The 10,836-nt window shown below is 52.3% G+C and carries 8 protein-coding genes and 4 pseudogenes; 9 read left to right on the plus strand and 3 right to left on the minus strand.

Annotated features, from left to right (window positions below):
- A partial coding sequence (locus OA90_RS26780; RefSeq protein WP_156510688.1) for a hypothetical protein occupies positions 1–1,411 on the minus strand: 1,411 nt, incomplete at its 3' end.
- A gap of 444 nt (positions 1,412–1,855) precedes the next feature.
- On the opposite strand from OA90_RS26780, the pseudogene OA90_RS28285 reads away from it, so the two are divergent.
- The 5 genes and pseudogenes from OA90_RS28285 to OA90_RS26805 all read left to right on the plus strand — a co-directional run.
- A pseudogene (locus tag OA90_RS28285) lies at positions 1,856–1,963 on the plus strand (transposase); the annotation flags it as partial.
- Positions 1,964–2,049: 86 nt separating this feature from the next.
- A complete protein-coding gene (locus OA90_RS26785) occupies positions 2,050–3,066 on the plus strand; it encodes an IS110 family transposase (protein WP_068420007.1) in 1,017 nt (338 codons plus the stop codon).
- Between the two features lie 171 nt (positions 3,067–3,237).
- Positions 3,238–3,460 (plus strand): annotated as a pseudogene (locus OA90_RS26790) (transposase); the annotation flags it as partial.
- An 18-nt stretch (positions 3,461–3,478) separates the two neighbouring features.
- Positions 3,479–3,667: pseudogene (locus tag OA90_RS26795) on the plus strand (integrase core domain-containing protein); the annotation flags it as partial.
- Positions 3,668–3,908: 241 nt separating this feature from the next.
- Positions 3,909–5,420, plus strand: a complete 1,512-nt coding sequence (locus tag OA90_RS26805; RefSeq protein WP_156510689.1) for a hypothetical protein — start codon at positions 3,909–3,911, stop codon at positions 5,418–5,420.
- Between the two features lie 75 nt (positions 5,421–5,495).
- Here the strand turns inward: OA90_RS26805 and OA90_RS26810 are convergent, their stop codons facing one another.
- Positions 5,496–6,383 (minus strand): transposase, encoded by an 888-nt coding sequence (locus OA90_RS26810; protein WP_199823870.1) that lies wholly within the window; start codon positions 6,381–6,383, stop codon positions 5,496–5,498.
- A gap of 427 nt (positions 6,384–6,810) precedes the next feature.
- On the opposite strand from OA90_RS26810, the gene OA90_RS26815 reads away from it, so the two are divergent.
- Entirely contained in the window at positions 6,811–7,803 is a 993-nt protein-coding gene (locus OA90_RS26815) for a helix-turn-helix domain-containing protein (protein ID WP_068420013.1), read from the plus strand.
- A 40-nt stretch (positions 7,804–7,843) separates the two neighbouring features.
- Here the strand turns inward: OA90_RS26815 and OA90_RS26820 are convergent, their stop codons facing one another.
- Positions 7,844–8,479 (minus strand): hypothetical protein, encoded by a 636-nt coding sequence (locus OA90_RS26820; protein WP_156510690.1) that lies wholly within the window; start codon positions 8,477–8,479, stop codon positions 7,844–7,846.
- Between the two features lie 248 nt (positions 8,480–8,727).
- On the opposite strand from OA90_RS26820, the pseudogene OA90_RS28290 reads away from it, so the two are divergent.
- The 3 genes and pseudogenes from OA90_RS28290 to OA90_RS26835 all read left to right on the plus strand — a co-directional run.
- Positions 8,728–9,359 (plus strand): annotated as a pseudogene (locus tag OA90_RS28290) (integrase core domain-containing protein).
- Positions 9,360–9,485: 126 nt separating this feature from the next.
- Positions 9,486–10,481 carry a hypothetical protein gene (locus tag OA90_RS26830; protein WP_156510691.1) on the plus strand — a complete coding sequence of 332 codons (996 nt, stop codon included), beginning with the start codon at positions 9,486–9,488 and terminating at the stop codon, positions 10,479–10,481.
- A gap of 136 nt (positions 10,482–10,617) precedes the next feature.
- The coding region (locus OA90_RS26835) for a transposase (protein WP_156510692.1) at positions 10,618–10,836 on the plus strand (219 nt) is incomplete at its 3' end.

Raw genomic sequence — 10,836 nt, forward strand, 5'->3', positions numbered from 1 at the left:
CGCTCAATGTCCCGATCGAATTGCCCGGTGCAAGTTTCCCGCCCTCTTCAACGAACGTGTCTCCAACGGTGCCCGTTCCCCCAAGCGTGCCGCCGTCATCGACGGTGACAGCAACGTCTGAGGCATCTCCATTCAGGACAAGAGCGCCGGTATCGATCGTGAGGGTCTCAGTTCCTTCAATATCCCCGGAAAGGGTCCAACTACCGGCTTCGGACTTGGTCAGTGTATCAAAGCCGGTGATGTCATGGTCAAAAACGGCCTCCCCCAACCCGTTCAGCGTCAGCGCAAACGTCCCGCTTYCTGCCAGAAGGTTCCCCTCGACAGTAGCGCCCGTGCCTATGGTCAATGAACCTGCATGGATCTCAGATTTCGCGGAAGATCCTTCGCTCGATTTCGCGAAAGCTCCTTCGCCCGAGCTCTCGGAAGATCCCTCGCCAGTAAATTCGAAGTAAATCGCGGCCCCATTTTCTTCGGTCGTTCTGACCGTCCCGCCACTCACCGTCACCGTGGTGCGGTCACCATGAATGTTTATCCCATAGTCATCGGCTTCGATCGTGCCACCGCTCACCGTAACGGTAGAACCCTCACCTTCAGAGTATACGCCCTCCCGTTCAGCCTCAATCGTGCCGCCGCTCACCGTTACGGTGGAATCTTCACCAGAAGTGTGTACACCGCCCCATTCAGCATCAATCGTGCCGCCACTCACCGTAACGGTAGAACCCTCACCTTCAGAGTATACGCCCTCCCGTTCAGCCTCAATCGTGCCACCGCTCACCGTAACGGTAGAACCCTCACCTTCAGAGTATACGCCCGCGTATTTACCTTCAATTCTGCCACCGCTTACCGCTACGGTGGAATCGTCACCAGTAGTGTATACACCTTCCCATTCAGCATCAATCGTGCCACCGCTTACCGCGACGGTGGAATCTTCACCAGAAGTGTGTACACCGCCCCATTCAGCCTCAATCGTGCCGCCGCTCACCGTAACGGTGGAACCGTCACCAGAAGTGTATACACCCTCCCCTTCAGCCTCAATCGTGCCGCTGACCACCTCCACCGTATTGTCATCGCCAGTAGCATATACCCCGTGGGAACCGGCCTCAATCGTGCCGCCGACCACCTCCACCGTATTGTCATCGCCAGTAGTATATACCCCGTGGTAGGCGTTCAGTTCAGCGTCACTGTAAATGATAACCTTCGTGTCATTGTCTAACGAGATGGCAACGCCTTCACTAGACGTCACTTTGGTATCGGAAGCGCCCTCACCATCCGGCATCCCATCCCCAAGCGTAATCGTGACACTGTCGTCCCCCTCCTCGACAGTTGCCGCTTCTATTGTACCGGTAAGCTCCACATCATTGCACACAAGATCGTCACCACCCTCGAGGGAAGTGAACGGCGGTGTTTCCACCTCTCCGTCAATAGTACACCCAGCCAGAGCCACAGGGGCATTGCCAAACACAAGCCCCGCCCCCAGCATGAGGGCAACACGGCAACTCGGCCTGCACGAGGCATCTCGCCCCAAGGCCAGCAATGGGGCCAGCAATGCGCCGCTCTGCCCAGGCCAATCTGCCCACTGCCCGGATCGGAACACCGGAAGGCCTGAGTTTGTCGCATCCCGCGACGAACCATTATTGTCGTGCACCTGAGCACTCCCGCAGACAGTTTTTGATTTGCTTAAGGTGGCGGGGACCGCATGCGTGAGTTGTGTCAAATGACACACTTTCCGGCAGAAAACTCCTGGCCTATGCCAGCGATTTTTGAGCGAGCCTCATTGAGGTGCTCCCGCAAAATGCCCTCGCTTTGAGTTAGAGTTTTCCGCGACGATTTTCCTGGCCGGGAAGGAGCGGAATTGATGAAGGCATCGAAGTTTTCGGATGCGCAGAAAGCGTTCATCGTCAAGCGTGGCGAAGAAGGTGTTTCTGTTGCGGAGATCTGCCGTGAGGCTGGGATCAGTCAGGCTCTTTGAACTGATGCGGTGGATGCCCCCACCCAGCGGCATCGAGTATACCAAGACGGTTCTATATTCACCGAGCGGAGGGCGCATCAATGACATCGAAGATCAGCATTCTGGCGATCGACTTAGCAAAAGGCAGCTTTCAGGTTTGTGCGGTCGGATGCGATGGGACGGTTCTGTATAATCGTGCACTGTCTAGGAACCGGTTGGCGACACTTCTGGGCGAGCAGCCGGTCTGTGTCGTTGCTATGGAGGCATGCGCCACGTCGCATCACTGGTGCCGGATGGCACAATCTCACGGTCATGAAGTGCGTCTGGTGCCGGCGGCGTATGTGAAACCGTTCGTCAAGCGCCAGAAGAATGACCGCGCGGACGCGGAGGCTATCGCAGAGGCGGCCATGCGTCCGACCATGCGGTTCGTGGCAGTGAAGAGTGCCGAAACCCAGGGCCATGCCGTCGCGTTCCGCACCCACCAATGCTTGGTCCGGCAGCGCACTCAGCTCATCAACGCGCTCCGCGGACATCTGGCCGAATTCGGGCTGGTGGCACCGAAGGGACCGGCGAGCCTGAAATTACTAGAGAATGCGCTGGCGGACGAGAGCAGCGACCTGCCTGACCCCGTTCGGGAGATGGGGGCGGTGTATCTCGAGCAGATAGCGCGGCTGACCGACGAGATCGAACGGCTGGCAAACGAGTTGGAGGATGCATCGAAGACAGATTTTGAGTTGCGGCGGCTTTGTACCATCCCCGGGATCGGCCCTGTGACGGCAGGGGCCGTTGCGGCGTTTGCGCCCGACCTCGACACTTTTGACAGTGGGCGGAATTTTGCGGCCTGGCTCGGCCTCGTGCCACGGCAGAGGTCCACGGGGGGCAAGGCCAGGTTCGGGGCGGTCAGCAAGATGGGGCAGACCGATATCCGCCGACTGCTAATCGTCGGAGCGATGAGCGTGATCCGCTGGGTGGTCCGAAAGGGTGGCAGTTCGAATCGCTGGCTCGCTGCCCTCGTAGCACGCAAGCCCAGGATGGTCACAGCCGTTGCGCTGGCGAATAAAATGGCCCGGATGATCTGGGCCATGTCAACCAAACAAGAGGATTATCGAATGGCGTGACCTGAAACCGAGAAGGGAAAAGGCACGACATGGCCGCAAGGCCTGGGTGAGCGATCGACGAGGAGTACGCGACACGGACTTCGAAGTTCAAGGCAGGGAAAATCAGACCCGGGGCTCGAGCGCTTGCAGCTCTCTGAACCGATGTGAACCCAGCTTTCCGAACAGCATACCGGCCCGTGGACCATCGAGAACATCAAGCGTTCAGATGCTGCCAAAGGTTTCCATGTCCTACCCCGCCGATGGGTGGTTGAACGCACGTTCGGATGGTTCCTACGATGCCGCAGGCTGGCACAAGGACCGGGAGAAATCCGTCAAAAGCGCCACCGCATGGGTCGCCATTGCCAGCATCAGGGTCATGACACGCAGGCTCGCAACCTATTGTGTCATCTCATGAACTTTTGAATCGGGCTTTAAGACAAACGGCAAGGCCGAGCGCTTCACCCAGACAATGCTGCGGGAATGGGCCTACGCCATACCCTTCAGATCCTCTCTGACACGGGAAGCCGACCTGCCGAAGCGGCTTGACTGGTACAACACAAAACGCCCACACATGGGCATCAACGGCAAAACGCCAGTTCAGCTCCTCAACGGAACAACCTGATCAGAAACCACAGCTAATCCCGTCGGATCAGAAAGAACAACGAGTGAAGCCAAAGCGCCAGAGACTTCTTCAACGGCCTTCTAGAAGCCGCCGGTTTTGCGGTCGAAATCAAAACTGAATTTCAAGAATTACGTCCCTGAGCCGAACCAGGAGGCATTTCATGTTGGCTGTCTCATTTGAGACACCGCAACAGAAGATCCTGCTGTAAACATAGCAATGATAAAAGAGGCAGGAGCGAAATATGCCATCCGTTGGAAGAAATAATTGCTCAAATTTACCTAGCCCTTTTTCCATTGAGAGCGGCTCTTTTGATTCAACCTCGAAAAGATATATCCTCAATCGAAGCGCTTTAGGCGCGACCACGCGGTTGTCCTCTGCTCCGCACACAAGAACGTTAGCCAGTAAAATCACCCGTTTTTTCGAAAGCGTCCCCCAAACTTTCAAAAACTGGAAAACAACATTCGACGAAGCAAATCGTAAGAAATCTCAAGACCACGCAGCTTCCAAAATCCTGAATGGCTTTGTACATAATAATCCCAAAAGCGTCTATCAGGGATGTAAGGCATTGTTTAACAAGGATGTCTCGCAAAATGATGTTTTGCAATTATTGCAGGACGCCGCTGCCAAGATATCATATCAAAATCTTGAGAAAGCTCGCTCAGGTGTTCCCGATTGCGGAGCTGTGCTTGTGTATTCAGATAAGAACACCTTCTATCATCGAATGCTTGTGAAGTTTGAAGCTTTAGGGTTGCCGTGTGGCGACGTCGGCGGAAGAACAAAACGAATTGAAAATACAGACGATAAAATCAGGTGCATCAATTGGATCGAATTGGAAGCGTGTCTGGATAGACAAGCAGTCACGAATATGTCGCACGGACTGTTCGACCATGTTTTGGAAAACGCGGAAAATACAAGCGATTGTACGACGGTTTTTGGGGGGGGCTTGCAGACGTATTCGAAAAAGCAGAAGATGAGCCCAGGCAAATTACTTATAGATAATGCAAATCATTATTTGAAAGAAAGTAAATTTCTAGAAAGTGACATATTTGACGCCTCCGACAAGGTCATTAAGCATTGGCCACATTCCCAAATCCGGTTCGAAGATGGCGGGCAAAGCCATCTAACGATGCACACCGGCGCTTCGGAAAAAGCAGGCACGAAGACGCGCGAATCTGTTGACTTTGTGAATAACTTTACCGGGTCACGCGAAGCAACCAAGGTGCTTTCATGTTTTTTGAACCGGCAAGGCTGGCACGACATTTCTACCAAGATGGTGAACGGTAATGGTGATCGGGTCGAACTTCATCTGGATCCAGCGGATTCAAGTAGATCAGAACGACAGCCTGTTGACCGGTTTCGTGATGCGGAAATCATTGTGTCCAAGACGGATGAAGGAAACTACAAAGTCGTGTTTGATTGGACATTGAAAGCATTCGGGATCAAATATCACACGGGAAAGGCCGCTTATTTTGGCAGATTGGGAGGCAGTGACGTTGACCAGGGAAGCACGCTGTTGGTCGAGGTGAACAGCGAAATAACGATTTCCGCCGATGCCGCTAAGAAAGGAGAGCTCAAACTTTTGAACGAAGACTTCAAACACAGGTTCTCGGAATCCTTGGTATTCGACCATAACGACGAGCAATCTGAACACGCCACATCTGTGTATGATGATGACAGTGAGGTGTATCTCTATCAGCATTTTGGTGGTTTTGGATTTATCAGCGAAACTTTTAGCGATTCAGAGCAAGACTAATTTTTCATATTTGAACGTTTTTGGCAGTGGGCGTTTGCGGTGATGAACTGATGCCTTCGTAGCTATACAGACCCGCTAGCCCGTCTTAGTTGGACACCCGCAAAAACTGGCGATTTGACGCTGGTTTGAGCGATAGGCGCTGTCCGCCCAAACATCCGACGCGGTGTTGTCCTTGGTGACCACATGCTTCAACTGCCGGCCATCCGCGTCTGGGGCAGACGTCACATGACAGCCCCGGATGAAGCCGAAGCACCGGTCAATACTGATGTGGCTCTTGTAGCCAAACACCGGCAACGCTATTTGCGGCAGAGGCATCCCGTCGGGCCGATACCGTATTTTTCCACCGATCTTCAGCGTCCAGCGGGCGTTGGTGTCCTTCTGGGCGGCCTTGTTGGGCTCATCCGGCCAGATCTCCTTGGCCGGTTTGCCCGCCTTGACCGCATCCTTCTCGTCTTTGGTATTACGTTGCTTGGGCGCGGGCGCCAGAGTGGCATCGACGATCTGGCCGGACATCGGGATGTAACGCTTCTTCTTCAATTGCCAGTCGAAGGCCTTCATCACACGCTTCAGTGTGCCAGTCTCTGTCATGCGGTTACGGAAGTGCCGGATCGTGTTCTCGTCCGGCGTGGCCCCACCCAATTCAAACCCAAGAAAGCGCATCCAGGACAGCCGGTCCCGGACCCATGCCCGGCAGGTATTTGCAGCGCAAGTGCCGAGAGGAGGGAATTCCATCTTCGCGTCACTCAGATTGTGCTGCGCCTGAAGGATCAGGACCTTGAACATCGAAACCGGGTCAAACGGCGGGCGACCGCCCTTGGACCCGTCGCCATAGCCAAGCCCCTCCACCAGCCAGTCGCGGAAATATTCGAAATCCACTATCGCATCCAAAACCTCAAGCGGATCGCCGTCCTTGCTTAAGCGTTCAAGATGATCGGAAAGGCTGAAAAGACTGCTCGGATTCATCACCGCAACTCCATGCAATCAGTGAATCAGAAGCAAGCCGAAAAGGATAGATTTTTGCGGGTGTCCAGCTCATCCTGCACAGCGCCGTCTACTGGCTGATGCGCACACTGCCCGACGCAGTGCCCGCGACCGATCGCCTGTGTAAGACCGAGTTCACCACGCTCAGCTGCGTTACTCTCACTGGATTCTTGACAGACAGGAACATGATTTACTGGAGTACGTAACTGTATTAATATCAAATAAATCTATAAATATATTTATTGCAAGAATAACTAATTTAAAATATTAAATAATCAATTAATTAAAAAATAGATAAATAGAAATCACGCGGTGAGATTTTTTCATGTTCATTGCATTTAATCTGGATAATTGGCTGTTCGGTGGATAGAGTAAAGCGAATCAACAAAGAACAACTCGAAAGAGAGATATGAAGGCAGATCCAGTTTACACATTTGATTCGTCAAACTCTGAAGTTGAGGAGCAGTTTGCAATCGCTGCAAAGGAGGCCTCTGGTCTTGTTGATATCAAATTACCTCAAGGAACTGATCTGAAGAAGGGCTTCCTTTTAAAGAAGAAGATCTACAAAGCCGACCCGTTCTTATTTGCGATTACAGAGACGGATGCACATGAACGAGCCCCTATGCGCTATGAATATCAGTCGAACGCCTCGCCTTATTATTTCATTACGCTCCGGCTATACGGCTATTGTGATGTTGAAGTCGGCGATCGCACGATACGGTTCGAGGGCCAGAAGCTTGAAATGGGATCGGTCGCTACCATTCGCAGAGCAAGCATCAGCCGGAACAAGGCATTTCATCTTTATTTTCCGAAGTATGAATTCGAGAGATTTGAAGAGGTGAGCAAAAGTCTTATTAACAGAGACACGGATGACAATATGTCGTCTACGCTTGCGCTTTACCTAGAAGCGATAGCATCTGCTTTGCCTCATGCCAAACAGGATGAAATTCCACAGATCGCACTGATGACTGAATCCGTTATCCGGACCTGGATCAGCTGTTCAGATTGTTCCAGCGAAGAAAGCCAACCTTCGGCACTTGTCGGCCAACTTGAAGCGGCAAAAAAATACATTATGACCAATCTGCGGTCTGCTGCGCTGACACCAACAATGCTGCAGGAAGAACTGAAAGTCTCACGAAGGCAGCTATACAAGATTTTTGAGCCGGTGGGTGGCGTCGGCAATTTTGTACGCTCAGCCAAGTTAGAGGCAAGTTGGCGCGAAATTGTTTCTGGACAAGAAACAAGGCCGATCAGCGTCATTGCCGGGGACCTAGGATTTTCGGATCATGCAAGCTTCAGTAACCACTTCAAGGCCAAATTCGGATGTGCTCCGAGCGGCCTGCGGCAGCTGGTCAATGAGCTGAATTCTAATGCAAAATCCGAACTTGCGAGGGTGTTTTGAGACCGATCAATCGACCGCTATGTCATTCATTGAACCTTTTTTAAGAAAACTGGATCGTTAGCAGCAAACGCTGTGCTGTTCGCTGTTCCGGCCGGTAGGATGTGCACCGGCGAGAGAGCCGGTTTGCAGCAGCAAAATGATACTTGGCTTTGCGCTTGTCTTTTAGATGCCAGGCGCAACTGCCAGCAATCAGATGACTGCGTGGATGTAGCGCATCGATTTCAATGGCAGCAAGGGCAAGGCTGTAGCTACTTTGGAAAAAGCCCTCGCGGCTAGCGCAGGCCGCCAACGCTATGTAGCCCCCATTACGCGTTGCTTGATGAGTCAGACTTAGCAAAAAATAGCTGGCAGCCTTCGTATAGTCTTCACGTTCGAAATGTATGTAGCCCGTTTCGTAGATTTCGCGACAGGTAGAAAGGTCTGCTGCGAGAACTCTCAGACTTTCTTCACGATCAGTTCCGACGCCGCCGTCAACAAGCCATTTTAGTCCGATTTCATTCAGAAAGCATTGCACTGCTCGCGCTCCCGAATCGTCTCTAAAAAGAACTCTGTCCAATTGCTCAACCAGATATGATGCAGGGCCGGGTTCTACCGGCGAACCGGGCGAGTCAAAACCCATCGCACCTGGCTTCACCGGTCCGGCGCAAATTCTCAAATCGTCGGGTTCATGAAACACGCTGGCTCCTGTATGTTTGCTTGATCGCGCCGAGACTAGTTTCATCGCGAGTTGGCAAATGTGCTGGATGTCACACATGCGGTTAATATTGCATAACGGAAGGCGCATTTATGCTTTTTTTTGCCTTTTTTTGACGGGTTCCGTCCTTACCCAGTCGGCGTTTTCGCCTGATGTGCTCCCGCTAAATGCCGCCGATTTGAGTTAGAGTTTTCCGCGACGATTTTCCTGGCAGGGAAGGAGTGGAATTGATGAAGGCATCGAAATTTTCGGATGCGCAGAAGGCGTTCATCGTCAAGCGTGGGGAAGAAGGTGTTCCGGTGGCAGAGATCTGCCGTGAGGCTGGGATCAGTCAGGCGACGTATTTCAACTGGCGGAAGAAATACGCGGGCCTGATGCCGTCGGAGATGAAGTAGCTTCGAGAACTGGAGCAGGAGAATGCCCGGCTGAAGAAGATCGTCGCTGACTTGTCTCTCGACAAGGAAATGCTCCAGGACATTGTCAAACTAAAGCTCTGAGGCCTGCCGGGAAGAGAACGCTGGAAACTGTCTGCACCTGGATTGGCTATCTCAAGACGATCCGGGTCGACCGGGGCTCCGGGTTCATCTCCCGGGATCCTGATCTTTGGGCCTATCGAAGGGGCGTCACGCCGGACTTCTCAAGGCCGGGGAAACCGACGGACAACGCGTTCATCGAGGCCTTCAATGGCCGGTTCAGGGCAGAGTGCCTGAATGCGCACCGGTTCCTGAGCCTTGCAGATGCAGCCGAAAAATTGGAGGATTGGCGCAAGGACTACAATGAACACAGACCTCCCGATGCCATCGGCAACAAGGTACCGATGGACCTGATAAAATCAGAACACGCAGCCAGCCCGTGTTCCTGATTTGGATGGAATTCGGGTCTCAGGTCATACTTTGCTACTACGTGCATCATTTAGTACAGTGCAGGTTGCCCTGCTCAGGCAGATTTCTGAAATCTGTAACAACCCAATAATTAAAGGGTGCACCGCATGTCTACATCTACTGGTGTGTCAGGAAACGGCGAACCTGTTTCACAGTCTCGAGCGGCGCCTGATCGCCAGCACCCCACCTACACAAGACAGAACGCAACGTCGGCAGTTTCGTTGTCTGAAACGGGTTTGCAGAGCGAGCTCGCGCTCGCTTACCGACCACCATTCACGATGGCCAATCTGACCGGCTTATCGATTCCAGGCAATATGGGCGACGCGGAAGTTGAAGCAATGCGTGATCAGCTTGAAGCCAAACAACTGGCAAGCGATAATACAGTCATGAAATCCATTTCAAATGGTTCCAAGGTACGCAATGCACGTGGCGAATTTCGACAAAATATAAAAAGTATCGAGGCAAATAAAAATGAAATCGAAGGCCTTGAAAAATTAATCTTGCCTCTGGAAAATCAGATAAGTCAACTGCAAGAGGCTCAGGAAACGGAAAACGGCCAGGAGGCTCAGGAAACGGAAAACGGCCAGGAGGCTCAGGAAACGGAAAACGGCCAGGAGGCTCAGGAAACGGAAAACGGCCAGGAGGCTGTAAACAAACAAATCGAAGCGCTGTCAAATCAGATTAAGCAAATAAATGACGACATTAAGAGCAAGCAAAACGAAATCAACAGAGCAGAAAATTACAAGAGTGTTCTGTTGTTCAAAATCTCAGACAGCCTTTTGCAAAAAGTAGGCCCGGAAAACGGAAGTGTTTTGGGCGACACTGACGATGACACCGAGAAAAGCAAGGAGTTGGCAGTGCTCTTTCCAAATTTGGAGAAACTCCGCTACCGCATTCTTCAGGATAACAACACAACTGAATTCATAATGGACAATGCGCGAGAGCGACATCTCAGCATTATCGACGACAAAGCGTTTTGGCTTGCAGCCCGATTGGCGTTGACAAACGAAGGGCTCAATTCATTCCAAGATTTGCTTGCATCAGAACTCGAGCTATCTGCTCAGCTGCCAGGAAACAGCAGCCGGTATCACTTGGGCATCTGAACGCCGTGAACTTGATTCAAAATGATCAAGTAGTCCTGGACATTCGGACAGCGAGTTAAGAGCCTGATTTAAAAGTAGTTGAGTGATATCAAAGGGTTGTGATTCAACCGTCTTTGTCGAGAAGATGGAGGATCGAATGCCCTGGGATGATATCACTCGCAAACAGCATAACCGGGACGATCTGCGTTATCCAACTGATTTGATGGATCGGGAATGGGCGATTTTGGCGCCGCTGATCCCTCCGGCCAAATCCGGCGGTCGGCCACGCAAGACCGACATGCGAGAGGTGGTGAACGCGGTCCTTTATATCGCGGGCAGCGGCTGTCAGTGGCGGGCACTGCCGAAGGACTTTCCC

Origin of the sequence: Labrenzia sp. OB1 (genome assembly GCF_001624695.1) — a bacterium.
Lineage (GTDB): Bacteria > Pseudomonadota > Alphaproteobacteria > Rhizobiales > Stappiaceae > Roseibium.

Bases quoted from the DNA above. Each gene is read 5' to 3' on its own strand.
- OA90_RS26785 (WP_068420007.1), top strand. From the start codon at position 2,050: ATGACATCGAAGATCAGCATTCTGGCGATCGACTTAGCAAAAGGCAGC.
- OA90_RS26805 (WP_156510689.1), top strand. From the start codon at position 3,909: ATGCCATCCGTTGGAAGAAATAATTGCTCAAATTTACCTAGCCCTTTT.
- OA90_RS26810 (WP_199823870.1), bottom strand. From the start codon at position 6,383: ATGAATCCGAGCAGTCTTTTCAGCCTTTCCGATCATCTTGAACGCTTA.
- OA90_RS26815 (WP_068420013.1), top strand. From the start codon at position 6,811: ATGAAGGCAGATCCAGTTTACACATTTGATTCGTCAAACTCTGAAGTT.
- OA90_RS26830 (WP_156510691.1), top strand. From the start codon at position 9,486: ATGTCTACATCTACTGGTGTGTCAGGAAACGGCGAACCTGTTTCACAG.